The sequence below is a fragment of the Allokutzneria albata genome, assembly GCF_900103775.1.
GTDB classification, from domain to species: domain Bacteria; phylum Actinomycetota; class Actinomycetes; order Mycobacteriales; family Pseudonocardiaceae; genus Allokutzneria; species Allokutzneria albata.
The window spans coordinates 6999966-7021049 of sequence record NZ_LT629701.1 but is presented as its reverse complement, the minus strand read 5'-3'; the positions used below and the strand labels follow the sequence as shown (position 1 = coordinate 7021049).

Genomic DNA, 21084 nt, shown 5'->3' with positions numbered 1-21084 from the left:
GGCGTGGCAGACGCCGCGGGGCTGATCGAACCGCTCGTCCGGCCGATGCGCGAGCACCTGGCGAAGCTCGCCGGTGACACCGGCAGCGCCAGCAAGGCGGCCGAATCGCTCGGGGCCGCCAAGACGGCGATCACCGACGTCAAGACCAGGCACGGGGCGCAGGTCCGAACGGCGCTCGGTGGTTGGTACGGCGAGCGGGCGAACGCCTTTCAGGGCCGGGTCGCGACGCTGGACGGCGGGCTCGACCGGCTGTCCGGGAACTGCGCGAGCGCTCAGGGCACCGTTGCCGGAGCGGTCGGCGCCGTGACCACGGGCCGCAAGGCGATCCAGGGGCTGATCGACGAGTTCATCGCCTCGGTGAAGCCGGCTCTCGAAGCGGCGCTGGCGGCCCAGAAAGCGGGCGACACCAACGCCGTGCGCGAGGCGACCGCCAGGGCGTTCGGGCGATCGGCGCTCTACGTCGAGAAGTCGGCGACGGAGCTGAAGAAGGTCTCCGACCACCTGACCGAGGCAGCGGCGCGGCTGCGGGCGTTGCGACCGGCGGATCTCGGTGCCTTCAAAGGACTTGGCTCGCAGCTCGGCGGCAACGGCGCCGTCGAAGTGCAGGGCGGTGGCACCTCGCCGCCCGCTCCACCGGCACCTCCTGAAGAACGTGGCGGAGGCTCCGGCGGTGGTGGCGGTGGCAGCGGTGGCGGTGGCAGCGGTGGCGGTGGCGGCGGCGGCGGAGGGCGGCCGAACCTCCCGGTCGCGATCCCGCCGCAACCCGGCTCCGGCGTGGACATCAACCTGCCCGGCGGGCACACCGTGCAGGCACCGAACCCGGTGGCGGCGGCCGCGGTGCGCAACGCGCTGTCGGTCCTCGGCACTCCCTATGTGTGGGCGGCTTCGGATCCGCCGCGCGCCACGGACTGCAGCGGGCTGACGAAGTGGGCTTACGGCAACGCCGGGCTCGACCTGCCGCGGCACTCCGCGGCGCAGGCGGTGGGTGCCTCGGTACCGCCCGGACAGCTGCTGCCGGGCGATCTCGTGGTCTGGCGCGGCCACGTGGCGATGTACATCGGCGACGGGCAGATGGTCGAAGCCGGTGACCCGGTGCAGATCCGGCCGCTGCGCACGACCAACTCCGGCATGCCGTTCGTCGGTTTCTACCGGCCGACGGGTTGAGAGCGAGCTGATCATGGACGACGTCACCCGCGCGGCGGCGAGCATCAGAGCGACCGAGGACCGCGTTGCCGAACGCCTCGCCCGCACCGGACCGGTGGTCGGCAGGGCCACGTCCGGCGACGGCGAGGTCGTCGTGGAGGTCGTGCCCGGTGGCGGGCTGCGCGATGTCCAACTCGGCCCCGCCGCCCTGCGGATGAACACTGACGCCCTGGCAAGGGAGATCCTCGCTCTGGCGGGGCGCGCGGAACGCCTGGCGGGCGCGCGGCTGCACCACGCAGTCGGCGCTGCGCTGGACGCTTCGGCGCAGAAGGAACTGGTCTCGCTGGGCATCGAGCGCGCGGACGACGAGGACGAGGACGAAGCCGGTCCACTGCTGAGGAGGCCGTTGTGAGCACCCCCGAACTGATCGCTTCGGCCGAGCGGCAACGGGTCCAGGCGGCCGAACTGGAACGTGTCCTGGCAACGGTCACGGGAATGGCGACGAGCGCTGGCGGTCTGGTCGAGGCGACCGTGACCGCGAGGGGCCGACTGGTCGGCCTGCGCTTGCACCCGAACGCCGTGCACCTCGGACCGCGGCTCGGCGAGGAGGTCGTGCGCGCCTCCCGCGCCGCGGCGGAACAGGCGAATCAGCGGGCGTACAACGTGATGGCGCCCGTGCTCGGCGATGAGCTGACCGCAGCGATCGAAGCCGTGGCCGGGCCCGCGCCGGAGCGGGAGCGAGCCGCCGAAGAGGTGCCGTCGAGCACCGCTTTCCCTGACGCCGCACCGCACTCCACGAATGCGGACGACGAGGACGACGTGTTCGCCTTCGACGCCTCCACCCTGCGGTCGGACCGGTGAACGGCATGATCTTGGCCACCCCGTAGGCTGCGCCCCGGAAGAAGTCCGCTTACCCGGAGGCATGGATGGCGCAGGACATCGTCCCGATCGAACTCGTCCTGCCCAAGGGCGACCTGCTCACCCTGTGGGCACCGCGCTGGCGCGAGGACGGCGAGGAGTGGGAGGCGTTCCTCGGGCACGAGGAGGACCTCTACGCCTTCCCGGACGCGGCCCAGCTCGCGGCGTACACGCGCACGGCGACCGAGCACGACCTCATCGACCACCCGGCCTGGCACGTGGTGCCCGCGCTGACGGTCGGCGAGCTGGTGCCCGAGGACGACAACCGCTACGACCTGGTCGGCGTGCCCGAGCTGGTCGCGGAGGAGCCGGACACCTGGACGATCGGCGACCTGGCTGACGTCGTCGCGATCCTGCGCTCGCTCGCGGACGTGTGCGACCTGGAGGTCGTGCACGAGGTGCTGGACCAGGCCGCGGGCTTCTCCGTGCTGCAGCAGGGCACCTTCCCGTTCACCGGCCGCGAGGGCGAGGCGCGCTGGAACGAGATCGCCAAGGTCGTCGACGAGCGCTGGGACGAGGTCCTCGACGCGATCGACGGCCTGATCAGCACGCCCGAGGTCGACGCGGCCGCGCTCGCCACCGCCCAGGAGGAGCTGGCCGCTCACGAGGAGAGCACTGCGGCCGCGGCGGAGGCGGAGCCCGAGGAGATCGACGGCGAGGAAGCCGACGACGAGGACTCCGACGAGCCGGTCGGGTTCTGGGGCGAGGTCGGCATCGACCCGATCAAGATCATCACGAGCCAGGCGGAGTACTACACGCTGCGCTGCTACCTGCCGGTCGACGACAACTCCGAGCGCCCGGTCTTCCTCGGTTCCGACGGGCAGATCGACGTGTTCACCTCGGCCCGCGCCCTGGCCCGCCACCTGGCCGACAACGCGGCGGCCGACCCGACGCGCAACCAGCTCGCCGAGGTCTCGACCTGGGAGGACGTCCTCGCCAAGGCCACCGGCGGTGAGCTGGAGGTCGAGGTCCACCAGGACAACGTCTACGTGCTCAACGGCATCGCGGACGACCTGGCCGAGGGCCCGGAGTCGATGGACCCGACGCAGCTGGAGCTCGCCGTCGAGCTGCTGACCGACGCGGCCGAGTGGGCCGACGACGACCGCGTGGCCAACGCGCTGTCCTCGTCCGAGCCGCTGGGCTGGATGGTCTCCTTCGTGCTGCGGCCCGACCCCACGCGGCTCGCGCCGAGCGCGCCGTTCACCGCGGAGGTCGGCGTCTGGCAGGAGCTGGTCGGCAACCTCGAGGACCGGCTGCGCAAGCACTGATCCCGGATCGCAAAAGGGCCCCCGCCGCGTGGCGGGGGCCCTTTTCCGTCTCACGGGTCAGCCGATCAGCTCGGCGTATCCCGGCTTGATCACGTCGTTGATGAGGGCGAGCCGTTCGTCGAATCCGAGGAAAGACGACTTCATCGCGTTCACCGTGAACCACTGCATGTCGGCCCAGTCGTATCCGAATGCCTCGTGCAACGCGGCGAACTCGCCGGAAACGGTGCAGTTGCTCATCAGCCGGTTGTCGGTGTTCACCGTGACCCGGAAACGCAGTTTCGCCAGCAGGCCGATCGGGTGTTCGGCGATCGAGGTCGCCGCACCGGTCTGCACGTTGGAACTCGGGCACATTTCCAGCGGGATGCGGCGGTCCCGGACGTAGCCGGCGAGCCTGCCGAGGTGGACGGTGCCGTCCTCGTCCACCTTGATGTCGTCCATGATCCGCACGCCGTGGCCGAGCCGCTCGGCACCGCAGTGCTGGATGGCCTCCCAGATCGACGGCAGCCCGAACGCCTCGCCCGCGTGGATGGTGAAGTGGGCGTTCTGCTGCCGCAGGTACTCGAAGGCGTCCAGGTTGCGGGTGGGCGGGAAGCCCGCCTCGGGGCCGGCGATGTCGAAGCCGACGACACCGGCGTCGCGGTAGCGCACGGTCAGCTCGGCGATCTCCAGCGACCGCGCGTTCTGCCGCATGGCGCACAGCAGCGTGCCGATGCGGATCTTCCTGCCCGCCTCCGCGCAGCGGCGCTCGCCGAGGCGGTAGCCCTCCTCGACGGCCTGCACGATCTGGTCCAGGGTCAGGCCGCCCTCGGTGAACAGCTCGGGGGCGTAGCGGACCTCGGCGTAGACGACGCCGTCCGCGGCCAGGTCCTCGACGGCCTCGGCGGCGACGCGCACGAGGGCCTCGCGGGTCTGCATCACGCCGACGGTGTGGGCGAACGTCTCGAGGTAGCGCTCGAGCGAACCGGAGTCGGCGGCGTCCCGGAACCAGACACCGAGCTCTTCGGCGTCATGGGTGGGCAGCGCGTCGTAGCCGCTCTCGCGGGCCAGGTCGATCACGGTCTGCGGGCGCAGGCCGCCGTCGAGGTGGTCGTGCAGGAGCACCTTGGGTGCGGTGCGAATGCTCTCCAGGGTCACCGGGGTTGACATGGCGACACGGTACCCCTCACCTGCGAAACCTCGGTTCGCACGGCGAAATCGCTCACGCTATGATCATGGCGGCCCGTTTGCGGCGTGCGAAACTCCACACTGTCGGTTGGCTCTTCGCGCCCCCTCACGGGCTTCTTCACGACGGAACGCGATCAAAGCCGGGGTTTTTGTAGCTCGAATGGGGTGCTCGCGCTCGAACGAAGCCTCGGCCCCTCTCTTCACCTCACCTTCACATCGGCCGCGACGTCACCCGATCGGGCTAACTCGTCCTGGGACTTCTGATCCCTCGGCGGGGTCTCTTGGACCACTAATCGGGGGACTGGCTACGCTCGCCCTCGTCCTCTTCCCCTCCCCATCGGACGAAGGTCACCTGCCGTGAGCGAGAACAACCACTCGACGATGTCCTTCGATCGGATGCGGAACATGCTCGTTCGCGCCGCAGAGATCCGCGAGAGCGAGCAGCAGCAGATCTTTGACGCGCTGGACGAGATCCACGCCAGGATGTCCCCGCTGGAGTCCCTTGGCGCCGTTCGCAAGCGCATCTCGGAGCTGCCGGACCGCACCGAGGTCAGCGTGCTGGCCGAGCGCCTCGACGAGGCGCTCGCGAAGCTTGAGGCCCAGGACGGCGCGATCGCCGGCCTCGGCAGGGCCGTCGACGGGCTCGTCGACAAGCTCGCCGTTCCCTTCACCCAGCTCGACGGGCGCCTCGACGGTGTGTCCGGTCGCATGGAGGGCGTGCACGTCCGGATGGACGGGCTCGAGGACAAGCTGGCGCACATCCACAAGCGGCTCGACGACCTCGACCTGCACCTGGACAAGCAGGACGGCAAGACCGAGGCGGTGCCGGGCCTGGTGACGGGTCCGATGCGCGAGCGCCTCGAAGCGCTGGAGACCGTGCTGCGCGGCCGCATCGACGAGGTGGACGAGGGCGTGCACGAGCACCTCGACGGCACCCGCGAGGCCCTGCAGCGCTCGCTCACCGAGAGCACCGACGGCCTGCGCGCCGAGGTCGGCCAGGCCCGCACCTCCCTGGAGGACGCGGTCACCGCGGCCCGCACGTCGCTGGAGGGCTCGGTCGCCGACGCCCGCACCTCGCTGGAGAACTCGGTCGGCGAGACCCACGACGCGCTCCAGGGCCGCTTCGAGGAGGTGCTGGCCCGCCCGGCGGTGGACCACACCGACCAGCTCGACGCGCTGGCCGAGCGGCTGGACGGCGTCAACTCCCGCCTGGAGGGCGTGGACAACCGGATCGACGGCGTCGAGGGCGACCTCAGCTCCAAGCTGGACGACCTGGGCAAGGCCACCGGGCAGTACCTGGACAAGCTGGCGGGCGTCGTCGGTGACCGGCCGACCAACGAGACCGTGCTCTCGCTGGTCCGCAAGGCCAACGAGGAGACCGAGCGCCGCAACGCCGCGCAGCTGGACGAGGCCATGGCCACCTTCGCCGAGCTGATCCTCGGCGGCGGCGCGCCGACCCCGCCCCCGCCGCCGGCGCAACTGCCCCGGCCGCAGCGCCGCGCCCGGCAGCAGAAGGTGAACGGCAAGCCGCGGGGCGAGGACAAGGACGCCGAGATCCCCGAGGAGATCGACGCCTGATCTAGGACCAACCGTCGAAAAAGGGGCGCATCCGGACCTTCTGCCGGATGCGCCCCTTTGCTATCCCCTGATGACGTCGAGCACCAGGGAGTCGCGGACCGGCGCGGAGCCGGCCACGGTGTAGCCGCCCTCCAGGTCCCGGAGCGCGGCCGGGATGGCGTCCGGGGTGTCGGTGTGCAGCTCCAGCAGCGGCTCGCCCTTGCGGACCTCCTCGCCGGGCTTGGCGAGGCAGAGCACGCCCGCGCCCGCCTGCACCGGGTCCTCCTTGCGCGCCCGGCCCGCGCCGAGCCTCCAGCCCGCGACGCCGACCGCGTAGGCGTCCAGCGTGGCCAGGACGCCGTCCTCGGGCGCTTCGACGACGTGCACGTGCTCGGCGCGCGGCAGCTCCGCTTCCGGGTCGCCGCCCTGCGCGGAGATCATCTGCGCCCAGGTGTCGTACGCGCCGCCGGAGGACAGGACCGCGGCCGGGTCGGTGGAGATCCCGGCCAGCGACAGCATCTCCCTGGCCAGCGCCACGGTCAGCTCGACAACGTCGGCCGGGCCGCCGCCGCGCAGCACGTCGACGGACTCGGCGACCTCCAGCGCGTTGCCGACGGCGCGGCCGAGCGGGACGGACATGTCGGTGAGCAGCGCGCTGACCTTGAGCCCGTGGTCCACGCCGATGCCGACCAGCGCCTCGGCCAGGCGGCGGGCGTCGTCGGCGGACTTCATGAACGCGCCGGAGCCGAACTTCACGTCGAGCACCAGTGCGTCGGCGCCCTCGGCGATCTTCTTGCTCATGATCGAGCTGGCGATCAGCGGGATGGCCTCGACCGTGCCGGTGACATCGCGCAGCGCGTAGAGCTTGCGGTCGGCGGGTGCCAGCCCCTCGGTGGCCGCGCAGACCACCGCGCCGACCTTGTTCAGCTGCTCGGCGATCTCCTCGGTGGTCAGCTGCGCGCGCCAGCCCGGGATCGACTCCAGCTTGTCCAGCGTGCCGCCGGTGTGGCCGAGGCCGCGGCCGGACAGCTGCGGGACGGCGGCACCGCAGGCGGCGACGAGCGGGGCCAGCGGCAGCGTGATCTTGTCGCCGACGCCGCCGGTGGAGTGCTTGTCCACGGTCGGCTTGTCCACCGACAGCGACAGGCGCTCGCCGGAGGCCACCATGGCGCGGGTCCAGCGCGCGGTCTCGGCGGACTCCATGCCGTTGAGGAAGATCGCCATGGCGAGCGCGCTCATCTGCTCGTCCGCGACGACGCCCCTGGTGTAGGCGTCGATCACCCAGTCGATCTGGGAGTCCGTGAGCCGCTTGCCGTCGCGCTTCGCGCGGATCACGTCCACCGCGGCGAACTGCTCAGCCATTGCTTCTCCCGGGAAGGTGGTCGGGCCCGAACGCGTCGGGCAGCACGTCCCGCATCGGCAGCACGCCGCGCGGGGTCTCCAGCAGGCAGTCCGGCCCGCCCATCTCGAACAGCAGCTGGCGGCAGCGACCGCACGGCATCAGCAGGTTCCCGCCCCCGTCGCGCACGGCGACGGCGACGAAGTTCCCGCCACCGGTGAGCCGGAGCTGGCCGACCATCGCGCACTCGGCGCACAGCCCGACCCCGTAAGAGGCGTTCTCCACATTGCAGCCCTGGACCAGCCTGCCGTCGTCACAGATCGCGGCGGAGCCAACCTGCAGCCCGGAGTACGGGCAGTAGGCGGACTTCGCCGCGGTGACGGCGGCGGCGCGCAGGTGTTCCCAATCGACGGCGACCACTACGGCATCCTCGCAAACGAAAGCCCGAAAGTGGTACGCACGACCCACTTTCGGGCTTTCCCACGAAACCGGAGCTAGTGCCCGCGGCCTCGCCTGTACTCCTCGCCATTGGCAGCCGGGGGCCGCAGGCGCTGGGCTGCGACCGCGAGGACCACCAGGGTGACCATGTGCGGCAGGTACGTGGAGAGCTGGCTGGGCATCTCGTCCACCGACCAGTACACGAGGTAGAGCACCGCCGCCCCGACCAGGGTGAGGCCCGCGGCGAAGTACTTGCGGGTGAACACCAGCGCGACCGCGGCGGCGAAGAGCACCAGCACCGCCGCGTAGAACAGCGCCATCACCGTGGAGCCACCGCTGCGCAGCTGGAGGCCGTCGGCGTAGCCGAACAGCGCCGACCCGCCGAGCAGGCCGGTGGGCCGCCAGTTGCCGAAGATCATCGCGGCGAGGCCGATGTAGCCGCGCCCGCCGGTCTGGCCCTCCAGGTAGCCGGGGTGGCCGCCCGGGGTGAGCACCAGCGCCGCGCCACCGACACCCGCGAAGGCACCGGAGATGATCACAGCGGCGTACTTGTGCAGGTACACGTTGACGCCGAGCGACTCGGCCGCGACCGGGTTCTCACCGCAGGAACGCAGGCGCAGCCCGAACCGGCTGCGCCAGAGCACCAGGTAGCTGACCGGGACCAGCAGCAGCGCCAGCATGGTCAGCGGCGAGACACCGGTGACCAGACCGCGCAGCACGCCCGCGACGTCGGACAGGCCGACCCGCTGCATGTCCTCCAGATCGCCGAGCCAGTCGGACAGCGGCTGGGCGGAGTAGGTGTCGAACTTGGGCACCGGCGGCGACTCCCGCGGGTTGTTCGACACCGGCTGGAACAGCAGCGTGGACAGGTACTTGGTCAGGCCGGCGCCGAGCAGGTTGATCGCCACACCGGAGACGATGTGGTTGACGCCGAAGGTGACCGTGGCGATCGCGTGCACCAGGCCGCCGAGCGCGCCGAAGATCGCGGCGGCGACCAGCGCGGCCCACGGGCCCCACTGGTAGCCGGCCCAGGCCGCGCCCCAGGTGCCCATGATCATCATGCCTTCGAGGCCGATGTTGATCACACCGGCGCGCTCCGCCCACAGGCCGCCGAGCGCGGCCAGCAGGATCGGGATCGCCAGGACCAGGGCGGTCTGGATGGTGCCGGTGGCGGTCAGCTGCGCCACGCCGGTCATGTAGGAGGCCGCCGAGAGCGCCGCGATCACCGCGGCCACCCAGATCAGGCCCTTCGACCAGCCGGGCAGCTTCTTCGTCCGCCGCGGCGCGGGCGGGACGGCACCGCCGTCGGCGGGCTTGGAGATCACCGTGGTCACGCCGCACCTCCACCGGCACTCGTCGCGGCCGGTTTCTCGTTCCCGCCCGCTGCTGCGTCATCAGGAGGGTTCGCACCCAGCTGCTGGCCGACCCGGCGCTGCTCGGCGGCCAGCTGCATCCTGCGCACGACCTCGTAGGCCACGACCACGGAGAGCACGATCGCGCCCTGCATGATCGTGACGATCTCCTTGGGCACGCCGATGTTGTCCAGCGCGAGCGCGGAGCGGTCCAGGAAAGCCCACAGCAGCGCGCCGAAGGCGATGCCACCCGCGTGGTTGCGGCCGAGCAGCGCGATCGCGATCCCGCTGAAGCCGTAGCCCTGCGGGAAGTTCTGCGTGAACGTGTAGTCGCGGCCGAGCAGCTCCGGCAGCGCGGTGAGCCCGGCGACGGCGCCGGACAGCAGCATGGCCGCGATGATCATGCGCTTGGCGTTGACGCCGCCCGCGGTCGCCGCGGTGGTGGACTCGCCGGAGGCGCGCAGCTCGAAGCCGAACCGGGTGCGGTTCATCAGCACCCAGTAGCCGATGCCCGCCACCACCGACAGCAGGCCGAGGCCGAAGACCGTGCCCGCCGCGCCGAAGGAGATGCCGGGCACGTGCGCCGACTCGGGCAGCTCGCCCGTGGTCAGGCTGTTGGCCCGCAGCACGCCGAAGACCTCTGGCTTGATCAGGAACGCCACGATGCCCAGCGAGATCGCGTTGAGCATGATCGTGGAGATGACCTCGCTGACCCCGCGGTAGGCCTTGAGCAGCGCGGGGATCGCGGCGTAGAGCGCACCGGCGACGACGGCCACCAGCATGATCACCAGGGCGTGCAGGCCGGGCGGCAGCGTGATCGCGCCGCCGACGATCATCGCGACCACGGCGGCGATCCGGTACTGGCCCTCGACGCCGATGTTGAACAGCTTCATCTGGAAGCCGATCGCCACGGCCAGGGCGATCAGGTAGTAGGTCGCGCCGCCGTTGATGATGTCGACCGCCGCCGTGCCCTGGCCGACCTCGGCCACCATGGCGCCGAAGGCGGTGAACGGGTTCGCGCCGGACAGCAGCAGCGCCAGACCGCACAGCAGCGCGGCGAAGGCGATGGCCAGCAGCGGCGGCAGTACGACGGAACGCAGGTTGAGCTTCACTCCTCGTCCCCTTCCCCGGCGGCGCCGGTCATGGCGGAGCCCAGCTGCTCCGGCGTGACGGTTGCCGGGTCGGCGTCGGCCACCAGGCGGCCGCGCAACATCACCTTGATCGTGTCGGACAGGCCGATCAGCTCGTCCAGGTCGGCGGAGATCAGCAGCACCGCGAGGCCGGCGGCGCGCGCCGCGCGGATCTGGTCCCAGATCACCGCCTGGGCACCGACGTCGACGCCGCGGGTCGGGTGCGAGGCGATCAGCAGCTTCGGGTTGCCGGACAGCTCGCGGCCGACCACCAGCTTCTGCTGGTTGCCGCCGGACAGCGCCGCCGCGGCGACCTCGATGCCCGGGGTGCGCACGTCGAACTCCTCGACGATGCGGCGGGTGTCGGCCTTGGCGCCCTCGATGTCCAGCCACGCGCCCTTGGCCGTCGGCCTGCGGGTCTGGTAGCCCAGGATGCGGTTGGCCCACAGCGGCTGGGTGAGCAGCAGCCCGTGCCGGTGCCGGTCCTCGGGCACGTAGCCGATCCCGGCCTCGCGGCGGGCCAGCGTGCCCAGGCCGGTCAGGTCGGCGTCGCCGAGGCGGATGTGCCCGGCGTCGGCCTTGCGCATGCCCATGATCGTCTCGACCAGCTCGGTCTGGCCGTTGCCCTCGACGCCCGCGATGCCCAGCACCTCACCGGCGCGGACGGTCAGCGAGATGTCGTCGAGCACCGGGCGGTCGGCGCCCAGGCTGCACAGCCGCACGCCCTCGACCACCAGCACCTCGCGGTCGGTGACCGTGGAGTCGCGGGTCTCCGGGCTGGGCAGCTCGCTGCCGACCATCATCTCGGCCAGCTGCCGGGAGCTGATCTTCTTCGGGTCCGCGCTGCCGACCGTGGTGCCCCTGCGGATCACGGTCACGCTGTCGGCGATGTCGCGGACCTCGTCGAGCTTGTGCGAGATGAACAGGAACGTGTAGCCCTGCGCCTTCATCCCGCGCAGGGTCTCGAACAGCTCGTCGACCTCCTGGGGCACCAGCACGGCGGTGGGCTCGTCCAGGATGATGATCTTCGCACCGCGGTAGAGGACCTTCAGGATCTCCACCCGCTGCCGGTCGGCGACGCCGAGGTCCTCGACCGGCTGGTCCGGGCTCACGTTGAGGCCGGTGCGCCCCGCCAGCTCGGCGATCCGCGCGCGGGCCTTGCCGCCGATGCCGTGCAGCGACTCCGCGCCGAGCACGACGTTCTCCAGCACGGTCAGGTTGTCGGCGAGCATGAAGTGCTGGTGCACCATGCCGATCCCGGCGCGGATGGCGTCCGAGGGCGACTTGAAGTGCACCTGTTCGCCGTTGACCTCGATGGTGCCCTCGTCCGGGTTCTGCATCCCGTAGAGGATCTTCATCAGGGTCGACTTGCCCGCTCCGTTCTCCCCGCAGAGCGCGTGCACCTCGCCGGAGGCGACGCTGAGGTGGACGTCGGAGTTGGCGACGACGCCGGGGAAGCGTTTGGTGATCCCGGAGAGGCGGACGGCGCAGGCCCCGCCGGTGGGCTGGCCGACACCACCCTCGGCGGCGGCGGTCGGAGTTGTCATCGTGTCAGCTCCGTAGCAGTGGTGAAGGCCCGACGTCGTTGTCGGCTGCCGGTTGTTCGGCGGGGGGCGAGCATAGGGCCCGGAGGGCGAACACCCCTCCGGGCCCGTAGCTCATATCAGAATCTCGCCAGGATCAGCTGGTCGGCTTGTCCGAAACCTTGATCTGGCCGGAGACGATCTGGGCCTTGTAGCCCTCGAGCACGGCCTGCAGGTCGGCGTCGATCTTGCCGCCCGAGGTCGCGTAGCCCACGCCGCCGACGCTGAAGTCGAAGACCTTCGGCAGCTTCGACAGGTCGTTCTTGGCGACCGCCAGCAGGTAGTCGAAGACCGCGACGTCGACGCGCTTGAGCATGGACGAGATGATCACGTCCTTCTCCTGCTCGACGGTCTTCTGGTTGTACTGGTCGGAGTCGACGCCGATGGCCGAGACACCCGCGGCCTTGGCGGCGGTGAACACGCCCTTACCGGAGGCGCCCGCCGCGTGGTAGAGCACGTCCGAACCGCCGGAGATCATGCCCTGGGCGGCGGCGTTGCCCTTGGCCGGGTCCTGGAACCCGGTGAAGTCGCCCGCCGGGGTCAGGTACTTCTTGGAGATCTTGATGTCCGGGGCCGCCGCCTTGGCGCCCTGGTAGTAGCCCGCCTCGAACTTCTGGATCAGCGGGGTCTCCACGCCGCCGACGAAGCCGACGTTGCACTTCTTCGACTTGTACGCGGCGATGACGCCGGACAGGAACGAACCCTGCTCCTCGGCGAAGACCAGCGGGGTCACGTTGGTCGCGCCCTCGACCGTGGCGTCGACGATGGCGAACTTGGTGTTCGGGAAGCTCGGCGCGACCGCCTTGAGCGCGTCGGCGTAGGCGAAGCCGACCGCGATGATCGGGTTCACGCCGTCCTGGGCGAGCTGGCGCAGACGGGTCTGCTTGGCGCTCTCGGCCTCGTTCGGGCCCGCGGAGAGCTCCTTGACGTTCTCCTTCTTCACCCCGAGCTCGGCGACCGCCTTGTCGACCCCAGCGGCGGCGGAGTCGTTGAAGGACGCGTCACCACGCCCGCCGATGTCGAAGGCCAGGCCCACCTTCAGGGCGCTGCCGTCGGCCTTCTCCTGGGCCTTCGAGGTGGTGGTGCTTGCTGCGGCGGCCGGGGGCTTCGGCGCGAGCTTGCACCCGTCGCCGGAAGCGTTGCCACCGCCGGACGGGGCACCCGAGTCCTTCGCACAACCGGCCAGCACGAGTGCGGTACTGACCGCGACGGCCGCCAGAACGGTGCCACGCATACGACGCACGGCGTGTGTCTCCCTCCCTGCTCAGCTGAGCAGCGCGACCCCGGGCGGCGGATGCGGCCGACACTTCGGCCGACGGCGACGTTGCCGGGGAATATCGGACGCGCAACCGTACCCGCCGGTACGGGGAATGCCCTCCCCCAAAGTGGGCGACGTGACCTAATCGTTTGACGCCGGGTGCGCCGAACACGCGCGGTCATCACCCGGACACGATTGCGATCAATTGCCGAACGCGATTCACGTGGGTGCCAAGATCTTCGAATTCGAAAACGCTCCTCCGGCCCAGCGACCGGCCGGTAAGGTCGCACTAACTTCCCGAGCGGCCTGGCGGCGCCCGCTTGTCTGGTCGATCACACAGCCCTGTGCCAAGTGGGTGCCCGCGCCCGCCCGGGGCTAGCATTCCCCGAATCGAAGGCTCCGTGACGAACGCCGGAGCCGGGGTCCGTGATTCGGGTATCCCCCTCGGGCTGCGGGCCTTCATCCACCAGCGATGTTGGAGGCCAGTCCACCATGGCCAGCACCACCGCCGCGGCGGGGGCGCCCAGCTCCGGGACCAGGTCCCGGGGCGGCGGCAAGCTCTATCGCGGAGACCTGGGAATGTGGTCGTGGGTCGCGCACCGGATCACCGGCGTGCTCACGTTCTTCTTCCTCTTCGTCCACGTGATCGACACCGCGCTGGTACGGGTCTCCCCCGACGCCTACGACGAGGTCATCTCCCTCTACAAGGCCCCGTTCTTCGTCCTGTTCGAGCTGGGCCTGGTCGCGGCGATCCTGTTCCACGCGCTCAACGGCGTGCGGATCATGCTGGTCGACTTCTGGTCCAAGGGCCCCCGGCTGCAGCGCCCGATGCTCTGGACGATCATCGTCCTGTGGCTGGTCGTGATGATCCCGGGCACCTACTACCTGGTCAGCAAGGCGCTCTCGATGCTGTTCGGAGGTAGCTGACGATGGCTGTGACCTCAGCGACCGATCTGGCCGCCCCGCGCTCCCCGCACCACCAGCAGCGCAAGCCCGCCCGGCGCAGCAACTTCGAGCTGCAGAGCTGGCTGTTCATGCGGATCTCCGGCATGGTGCTGGTCTTCCTGGTGCTCGGCCACCTGTTCATCATGCTGTTCCTCGACGGCGGCGTTCACAAGATCAACTTCGCCTTCGTCGCCGGCCGCTGGGCCTCCCCGTTCTGGCAGGTCTGGGACCTGACGATGCTCTGGCTGGCCGCGATCCACGGCGGCAACGGCCTGCGCACGATCATCAACGACTACGCCCGCAGGGACGGCACCCGCTTCTGGCTGAAGGTCCTGCTGACCGTCTCGATGGTGCTCACCGTCGTGCTCGGGACCTACACGCTGTTCACCTTCAACCCGAACATCGGGCACTGAGCGGGCACGGGGAGAAGAGAAGATGCAGTTCCACAAGTACGACGTCGTGATCGTCGGCGCGGGCGGCGCCGGCATGCGCGCGGCGATCGAGTCCGGCCAGCGGGCCCGCACCGCGGTGCTGACCAAGCTCTACCCCACCAGGTCCCACACGGGCGCGGCGCAGGGCGGCATGTGCGCCGCGCTGGCCAACGTGGAGGAGGACAACTGGGAGTGGCACACCTTCGACACGGTCAAGGGCGGTGACTACCTGGTCGACCAGGACGCCGCGGAGATCATGGCGAAGGAGGCCATCGACGCGGTCCTGGACCTGGAGAAGATGGGCCTGCCGTTCAACCGCACGCCCGAGGGCCGGATCGACCAGCGGCGCTTCGGCGGGCACACCCGCAACCACGGCGAGGCCGCCGTGCGCAGGGCCTGCTACGCGGCCGACCGCACCGGGCACATGATCCTCCAGACGCTGTACCAGAACTGCGTCAAGCACGGCATCGAGTTCTTCAACGAGTACTACGTGCTCGACATCTGCATGACCGAGACCGACAACGGCCCGGTATGCACCGGCGCGGTCGCGCTCGAACTGGCCACCGGCGAGATCCACGTCTTCCAGGCGAAGGCCGTCGTGTTCGCCACCGGTGGCTTCGGCAAGGTCTTCAAGACCACCTCGAACGCGCACACCCTCACCGGCGACGGCATGGGCATCATCTTCCGCAAGGGCCTGCCGCTGGAGGACATGGAGTTCTACCAGTTCCACCCGACCGGCCTCGCCGGCCTGGGCATCCTGCTCACCGAGGGCGCGCGCGGCGAGGGCGGCATCCTGCGCAACTCCGACGGCGAGCGCTTCATGGAGCGCTACGCCCCGACGATCAAGGACCTCGCCCCGCGCGACATGGTCGCCCGTGCCATGGCCACAGAGGTGCGCGAGGGCCGCGGCGCCGGCCCGCACAAGGACTACGTCTACCTCGACCTGACCCACCTGGGCGCCGAGGTGCTGGACGCGAAGCTGCCGGACATCACCGAGTTCTCCCGCACCTACCTCGGCATCGACCCGGTGACCGAGCAGGTGCCGGTGTACCCGACCGCGCACTACGCCATGGGCGGCATCCCCACCAAGATCAGCGGTGAGGTGCTGCGGGACAACGACAACATCGTCCCCGGCCTCTACGCCGCCGGTGAGTGCGCGTGCGTCTCGGTGCACGGCGCCAACCGCCTCGGCACCAACTCGCTGCTGGACATCAACGTCTTCGGCCGCCGCGCGGGCATCGCAGCCGCGGAGTACGCGCTCGGCCGGGAGCACGTCGAGCTGCCGGAGAACCCGGCCGCGGTGGTGGAGACCATGGTGGAGTCGCTGCGCTCGGCGCACGGCGGCGAGCGCGTCGCGGACATCCGCGGCGAGCTGCAGACCACGATGGACCTCAACGCCTCGGTCTACCGCACGGAGGAGACGCTCAAGCAGGCGCTCACCGACGTGCAGGCGCTCAAGGAGCGCTACGCCGGGATCTCCATCCAGGACAAGGGCAAGCGGTTCAACACCGACCTGCTGGAGGCCGTCGAGCTCGGCTTCCTGCTGGAGCTGGCCGAGATCCTGGTGCAGGGCGCGCTCGCCCGCAAGGAGTCCCGCGGCGGCCACGCCCGCGAGGACTACCAGGCCCGGGACGACGTGAACTTCCTGCGTCACACCATGGCCTACAAGCACGGCGAGGGTCTGACGGCGGACATCCGCCTGGACTACAAGCCGGTGACCATCACCCGGTACCAGCCGATGGAGCGCAAGTACTGATGACTGCGACTGTTGAAGAAGCCGGCATCCGCGGTTCGCGTCCGCCCGCTCCCGAGGGCTCGACGGTCGTCACCGTGAAGCTCTACCGGCTCAACCCGGAGCAGAACAACGGCGAGGCGTACTGGGAGACCTTCGACGTCCCCGCACTGCCGACCGACCGCGTGCTGAACCTGCTGCACTACGTGAAGTGGTACCTGGACGGCACGCTGACGTTCCGCCGCTCCTGCGCCCACGGCATCTGCGGCTCCGACGCCATGCGCATCAACGGCGTCAACCGGCTCGCCTGCAAGGTCCTGGTCAAGGACCTGATGAAGAAGGGCAAGCACACCACTATCACCATCGAGCCCATCAAGGGCCTGCCGGTCCACAAGGACCTGCTGGTGGACATGGAGCCCTTCTTCGAGGCCTTCCGCGCCGTGAAGCCGTTCCTCATCAACTACGGCAACGAGCCCACCAAGGAGCGCGTGCAGTCGATCGCCGACCGCGAGCGCTTCGACGACACCACCAAGTGCATCCTGTGCGCCTGCTGCACGACCTCCTGCCCGGTGTTCTGGAGCGAGGGCTCGTACTTCGGCCCGGCGGCGATCGTCAACGCGCACCGGTTCATCTTCGACAGCCGCGACGAGGCCGCCGAGGAGCGACTGGACATCCTCAACGACGTCGACGGCGTGTGGCGCTGCCGCACGACCTTCAACTGCACGGACGCCTGCCCTCGCGGTATCGAGGTGACCAAGGCGATCCAGGAGGTCAAGCGCGCGCTGCTGTTCCGCCGCTGACGAGGAAAACGGAAACGGGCCGTGACCGCAATTGCGCGGTGACGGCCCGTTTTTCTGTACGTGGATACCGAATTCTTCCGCTGCGGTTGACCGAGGATGGACTCCCCACTATCGGTGGGAGCATGGCCAGCACAGGGGGACTCGTCGTCCGCAGCGCCACCAGAGCGGACCTGCCGAGGATCACCGCCGTTCTCGGCAGGGCTTTTCAGGACGACCCGTTCATGGCGTGGCTGGTTCCCGGTGCCGGGCGCAGGCGCAGGCAGCTGCCGAGGTTCTTCGCGCTGAACGCGCGCGACGAGCACTTCCGGCTCGGCAGCATCGAGGTGGCCGAGCGCGACAGCGTGCTCCAGGGCGCGGGCCTGCACGCGGGCGAGGGCCCGTCGCTGGGTGCCGCGCTGCCCGACGACCTGATCCTCCGCCTCCGGCTGGCCATGGTGGCGGGCAGCCGCACCTCGGAAGTGCTCAAGGGATTCGAACTGCTGGAGGCCGCCAGGCCCGCCGACCCGCACTGGTACGGCAGGTTCGTCGGCGCCGACCCCGACCGCACCGGCAGGGGGGTCGGCGCCCGGTTGCTCCGTTCGGTGGTCAACCATTGCGACGCAAAGGGACTACCGCTCTATTTCGAAATCTCGAACCACGATCCGGTCGGCCGTTACGAGCGGATCGGCTGCGAGGTGCACGGGAAGGTCGTCCTCCCGAACGGCCCCGAGCTGATCACGTTCTGGCGCGAGCCGCGTTAGACCCAGAACACCGCGACACCGGTGTTGAGCACCACCAGCGCGGCGAGGGTCGGGACGAGCCAGCCCGCGAACTTCTCCTTGCGCACGTTCACCGCGACGAGTCCGAGGATCACCAGCAGCACCACCAGCTTCACGCCGACCTTGGCGTGGTTGACCGGCGGCTCGCCCATCTCGGCGATGCCGACCAGGGCCAGGCCGGTGACCAGCTGGAGCAGGCTGCCGTGCAGCCAGCCCTTGTTCAGCGGGCCGCCCGGGGCCGTCCTGCGCTGGAGCAGCAGCATCGCGACGAGCACGGCCATGCCGAGCAGGTGCAGGAACACGAGGACGAGCCGGAGGAACTCCACAGCTGGTCTCCTCTTTCGGTGGTGGTGGGAGTCAGTCGGTCTTGCGCGCCGCCCGGTCAGCGCGGAAGCCCCGCCAGCCGATGACGCCGATCACAGTTCCCAGCGCCAAAGACGTGAGAACGAGCACCAGATGCACGGTGAAGAACGTGGTGGGTGCGCCACTGTCGGTGAATGCCCGAACGTCCTTCGCGATGTTCACCATGAAGTTCGGCCAGATCAGCCACGTCCACACCGCGAAGGCGAGCAAGAACAGCGAGGCACGGCGGGTGAGCTTCACCAATGAAGTATCCGATGCTTCGCCTACCGCGGGCGGCGCGGGGTGGCTAGCCTGCCTTCCGTGCGTCTCACCGCCCACCGCCTCGCTGCGGCGCTGGTGGTCTCCGTCTGCATGGTCTCGACAGCGGCCGTGCTGAGTCCGGCATGGGCGTCACCCGCCCACGTCCAGCGGCAGCAGCCCTCGTGCGGCAACCAGAACGTGCCCCCGCCCCCGGTCGACTCCTCGGAGCAGCCCCAGGCGGGCAAGCCCGCACCGGCCCCGCTGCCGGTCCCGGAGCGCCCCGTCGGCGGCCCGCGGCTCGGCGAGTGCGACAACGTGCTGCCGGAGAAGGCGCCCACGGTCCCCAGCCAGGTCAACGCGGCCTCGTGGATCGTCGCCGACCTGGACACCGGTGCCGTGCTCGCGGCCAACGACCCGCACGCCCGGCACCGCCCCGCCTCCGCCATCACCGTGCTGACCGCCATGGTCGCCGTCCAGGAACTGGACATGGACGCCCCGGTCACGGTGACCAAAGAAGACGCTGTGGACACCGAGGGCGACAAGATCGGTCTTGCCGTGGGCGGCAAGTACACGGTGAAGCAGCTGCTGCGCGGCATGCTGCTGGTGGACTCGGCCGTCGACGCGGTGAGCGCGCTGACCCGCCAGCTGGGCGGCACCGAGGCCACGCTGGCCAAGATGAACGCGCTGGCCGCGCAGATCGGCGCGCTGGACACCAGGGTGGCGACGGCCTCCGGCCGGGACGGCCCCGGCATGAGCAGCTCGGTCTACGACATCGCGCTGATGGTGCGCGCGGCCATGCGCAACGAGAACTTCAGCGAGATCACCAGGGCGCGCTCGGCGAACTTCCCGATGACCGGGTCGAAGTCGGCGTTCACGGTCACCAACGACAACAAGCTGCTGGCCAACTACAGCGGGGCGATCGGCGGCAAGACCGGCTTCACCGCCAACGCGGGCAACGCGGTCATCGGCATGGCGTCGAAGTCCGGCCGCCGCCTGGTGACGGTGCTGCTGCGCGCGGAGGCCCGGCCGGTCGCCACCTGGCAGCAGGCGGCGAAGCTGCTCGACTACGGCTTCGCGATGAAGTCCGACGTGAAGCCGGTGGGCCAGCTCGTCGAGCGCGCTCCGGGGACCAGCTCCACCCCGGAGACCCCGGCTCAGGCGGTGCGCGACCCCAACGGCGAGACGGTGATGGACCCGAGCGCGGCCCCGACCGCCTTCGGCAACGTCGGCGGTCCGCTGACGATCGCCGCGGGTGTGCTGCTCATCGCCGCTCTGCTGATTTACCTGCAGAAGAAGGTGTCCAGGCGGTCCAGGGCCTGACACGCACCGCGACCGGACGACTGCGTACAGCCAACCCGATTATCGCCGCCGCGACGGGGTGACTAGCCTGCCTGCGTGCGTCTCACCGCTCATCGCCCCGTTGCGGCGCTGGTGGTTTCGGTCTGCGCGCTGCTGACCGCAGCCCCTGCGGCGCTCGCCGAGCCGAACCCGTCCACCGCGTGTTCCTACCGCAGCGTGCCCGCGCCGCCGGTGGACACCTCGGAGCGCCCCCCGCCGGGCAAGGCCGCCCCCGCCCCGCTGCCCGTGCCCGAGCGCCCGGTCGGCGGCACGCGCCTGGCCGAGTGCGGTGACGTGCTCCCCGACAAGGCGCCCGCGCTGCCCAAGCAGCTGGCCGCGGCCGCGTGGCTGGTCGCCGACCTGGACACCGGCGCGGTGCTCGCGGCGCACGACCCGCACGGCAGGCACCGCCCGGCCTCGACGATCAAGGTGCTGACCGCGCTGACCGCGCTCCAGGAGCTCAGCCCGGAGACCTCGATCACCGCGACCAAGGACGACACCAGCCGGGAGTGCACCTGCGTTCCCCTGGTGACCGGCGGCAAGTACACCGTCCGCCAGCTCGTCCGCGCGATGCTGATGAAGTCCGGCAACGACGCGGCCTACGCCCTCGCCCGCACCGTCGGTGGCCACGGCGGTGTCGAGGAGGGGCTGAGGAAGATGAACGCCCTCGCCCGCAGCCTCGGCGCGCTGGACACCAGGGCGGCCACGCCGAACGGCCTCGACGCGCCCGGGATGAGCACCTCCGCCTACGACATGGCCCTGATCTTTCGCGCGGCCATGCGCAACGCCGAGTTCGCCGAGGCCGTGAAGACCCGCCAGATGGTCTTCCCCGGCCAGAACGGCAAGCCCGACGTCGACGTCTTCAACGACAACAAGCTGCTGGCCAACTACGCCGGCGCGCTCGGCGGCAAGACCGGCTTCACCGACGACGCCAAGCACACCTACGTCGGCGCCGCCAGCAAGAACGGCCGCCGCCTGGTCACCGTCGTGCTGTTCACGCCGAAGCAGCCCGTCGAGGCGTGGCAGCAGGGCGCGCGCCTGCTCGACTACGGCTTCGCCATGAAGCCCGACGTGAAGCCCGTCGGCCAGCTCGTCGAGCGCGCCCCCGGCGACGACAACGCCGGCACCAACCGCCAGGCCAAGCCCGACGGCACCGCTGACGGCATCGACCCCAGTGCGGCCCCGACCGCCTTCGGCAACGTCGGCGGCCCGCTCACCGCCGTCGCCGGGGTGCTCGGCCTGATGGGCCTGTTGCTGTACCTCCGCAAGAAAAAGGCAAAGCGCGCCCGCGCATTGGCGGCTCGCTGATCCTGCACTTGGCGCCCGG

General features: G+C 70.4%; 21 protein-coding genes. 12 read left to right on the top strand and 9 right to left on the bottom strand.

The window, feature by feature from the left end:
- The first annotated feature begins 3 nt into the window (after positions 1–3).
- The 4 genes from BLT28_RS32150 (at position 4) to BLT28_RS32135 (ending at position 3329) form a co-directional block, all read left to right on the top strand.
- Complete coding sequence (locus tag BLT28_RS32150) at positions 4–1164, top strand: C40 family peptidase (protein ID WP_030426920.1); 1161 nt, start codon at positions 4–6, stop codon at positions 1162–1164.
- Positions 1165–1177: 13 nt separating this feature from the next.
- Positions 1178–1555, top strand: coding sequence for a hypothetical protein (locus tag BLT28_RS32145; protein WP_030426921.1), 378 nt, complete (start codon positions 1178–1180; stop codon positions 1553–1555).
- Positions 1552–2004 carry a YbaB/EbfC family nucleoid-associated protein gene (locus tag BLT28_RS32140; protein ID WP_030426922.1) on the top strand — a complete coding sequence of 151 codons (453 nt, stop codon included), beginning with the start codon at positions 1552–1554 and terminating at the stop codon, positions 2002–2004. The genes BLT28_RS32145 and BLT28_RS32140 overlap by 4 nt, the downstream gene beginning before the upstream one ends.
- Positions 2005–2069: 65 nt before the next feature.
- Positions 2070–3329 carry a hypothetical protein gene (locus tag BLT28_RS32135; protein WP_030426923.1) on the top strand — a complete coding sequence of 420 codons (1260 nt, stop codon included), beginning with the start codon at positions 2070–2072 and terminating at the stop codon, positions 3327–3329.
- 57 nt (positions 3330–3386) lie between these two features.
- Here the strand turns inward: BLT28_RS32135 and BLT28_RS32130 are convergent, their stop codons facing one another.
- Positions 3387–4475 (bottom strand): adenosine deaminase, encoded by a 1089-nt coding sequence (locus BLT28_RS32130; RefSeq protein ID WP_030426924.1) that lies wholly within the window; start codon positions 4473–4475, stop codon positions 3387–3389.
- Between the two features lie 414 nt (positions 4476–4889).
- Between BLT28_RS32130 and BLT28_RS32125 the strand changes: the two genes are divergently transcribed.
- The gene (locus tag BLT28_RS32125) at positions 4890–6071 is read left to right on the top strand and encodes a hypothetical protein (protein ID WP_052406835.1); all 1182 of its coding nucleotides are present in this window, start codon (positions 4890–4892) and stop codon (positions 6069–6071) included.
- A 60-nt stretch (positions 6072–6131) separates the two neighbouring features.
- Here the strand turns inward: BLT28_RS32125 and BLT28_RS32120 are convergent, their stop codons facing one another.
- The 6 genes from BLT28_RS32120 to BLT28_RS32095 all read right to left on the bottom strand — a co-directional run bounded on the left by BLT28_RS32120 (position 6132) and on the right by BLT28_RS32095 (position 13126).
- A complete protein-coding gene (locus BLT28_RS32120) occupies positions 6132–7412 on the bottom strand; it encodes a thymidine phosphorylase (protein WP_030426926.1) in 1281 nt (426 codons plus the stop codon).
- The gene (locus BLT28_RS32115; protein WP_030426927.1) at positions 7405–7809 is read right to left on the bottom strand and encodes a cytidine deaminase; all 405 of its coding nucleotides are present in this window, start codon (positions 7807–7809) and stop codon (positions 7405–7407) included. The genes BLT28_RS32120 and BLT28_RS32115 overlap by 8 nt, the downstream gene beginning before the upstream one ends.
- A 74-nt stretch (positions 7810–7883) precedes the next feature.
- Positions 7884–9152: an ABC transporter permease gene (locus BLT28_RS32110; RefSeq protein WP_231950917.1), complete on the bottom strand. Its 1269-nt coding sequence runs from the start codon at positions 9150–9152 to the stop codon at positions 7884–7886.
- A gap of 5 nt (positions 9153–9157) precedes the next feature.
- Entirely contained in the window at positions 9158–10291 is a 1134-nt protein-coding gene (locus tag BLT28_RS32105) for an ABC transporter permease (RefSeq protein WP_030426929.1), read from the bottom strand.
- Positions 10288–11856 (bottom strand): ABC transporter ATP-binding protein, encoded by a 1569-nt coding sequence (locus BLT28_RS32100; RefSeq protein WP_030426930.1) that lies wholly within the window; start codon positions 11854–11856, stop codon positions 10288–10290. Before BLT28_RS32100 ends, BLT28_RS32105 begins: the two co-directional genes overlap by 4 nt.
- 133 nt (positions 11857–11989) lie before the next feature.
- On the bottom strand, positions 11990–13126 hold the full coding sequence (locus BLT28_RS32095) for a BMP family lipoprotein (RefSeq protein WP_030426931.1): 1137 nt from the start codon (positions 13124–13126) through the stop codon (positions 11990–11992).
- A gap of 516 nt (positions 13127–13642) precedes the next feature.
- Here BLT28_RS32095 and sdhC point away from each other — a divergent pair.
- The 5 genes from sdhC to BLT28_RS32070 all read left to right on the top strand — a co-directional run bounded on the left by sdhC (position 13643) and on the right by BLT28_RS32070 (position 17798).
- Entirely contained in the window at positions 13643–14077 is a 435-nt protein-coding gene (gene sdhC, locus BLT28_RS32090; protein WP_030426932.1) for a succinate dehydrogenase, cytochrome b556 subunit, read from the top strand.
- Positions 14078–14079: 2 nt separating this feature from the next.
- On the top strand, positions 14080–14508 hold the full coding sequence (sdhD, locus tag BLT28_RS32085; protein ID WP_030426933.1) for a succinate dehydrogenase, hydrophobic membrane anchor protein: 429 nt from the start codon (positions 14080–14082) through the stop codon (positions 14506–14508).
- A 22-nt stretch (positions 14509–14530) separates the two neighbouring features.
- On the top strand, positions 14531–16282 hold the full coding sequence (gene sdhA, locus BLT28_RS32080; RefSeq protein ID WP_030426934.1) for a succinate dehydrogenase flavoprotein subunit: 1752 nt from the start codon (positions 14531–14533) through the stop codon (positions 16280–16282).
- Positions 16282–17058, top strand: a complete 777-nt coding sequence (locus BLT28_RS32075) for a succinate dehydrogenase iron-sulfur subunit (RefSeq protein ID WP_030426935.1) — start codon at positions 16282–16284, stop codon at positions 17056–17058. The genes sdhA and BLT28_RS32075 overlap by 1 nt, the downstream gene beginning before the upstream one ends.
- Before the next feature lie 122 nt (positions 17059–17180).
- The gene (locus BLT28_RS32070; RefSeq protein WP_030426936.1) at positions 17181–17798 is read left to right on the top strand and encodes a GNAT family N-acetyltransferase; all 618 of its coding nucleotides are present in this window, start codon (positions 17181–17183) and stop codon (positions 17796–17798) included.
- Here BLT28_RS32070 and BLT28_RS32065 read toward each other — a convergent pair.
- The gene (locus tag BLT28_RS32065; RefSeq protein ID WP_030426937.1) at positions 17795–18142 is read right to left on the bottom strand and encodes a hypothetical protein; all 348 of its coding nucleotides are present in this window, start codon (positions 18140–18142) and stop codon (positions 17795–17797) included. The two genes, BLT28_RS32070 and BLT28_RS32065, sit on opposite strands and share 4 nt — an antisense overlap.
- 31 nt (positions 18143–18173) lie before the next feature.
- Positions 18174–18419 (bottom strand): SCO4848 family membrane protein, encoded by a 246-nt coding sequence (locus BLT28_RS32060; RefSeq protein ID WP_030426938.1) that lies wholly within the window; start codon positions 18417–18419, stop codon positions 18174–18176.
- Between the two features lie 60 nt (positions 18420–18479).
- On the opposite strand from BLT28_RS32060, the gene BLT28_RS32055 reads away from it, so the two are divergent.
- Together BLT28_RS32055 and BLT28_RS32050 are read left to right on the top strand one after the other, a co-directional pair.
- Positions 18480–19739 (top strand): D-alanyl-D-alanine carboxypeptidase family protein, encoded by a 1260-nt coding sequence (locus BLT28_RS32055; protein WP_052406782.1) that lies wholly within the window; start codon positions 18480–18482, stop codon positions 19737–19739.
- Positions 19740–19814: 75 nt separating this feature from the next.
- The gene (locus BLT28_RS32050; protein ID WP_043810079.1) at positions 19815–21065 is read left to right on the top strand and encodes a D-alanyl-D-alanine carboxypeptidase family protein; all 1251 of its coding nucleotides are present in this window, start codon (positions 19815–19817) and stop codon (positions 21063–21065) included.
- Positions 21066–21084 lie beyond the last annotated feature (19 nt).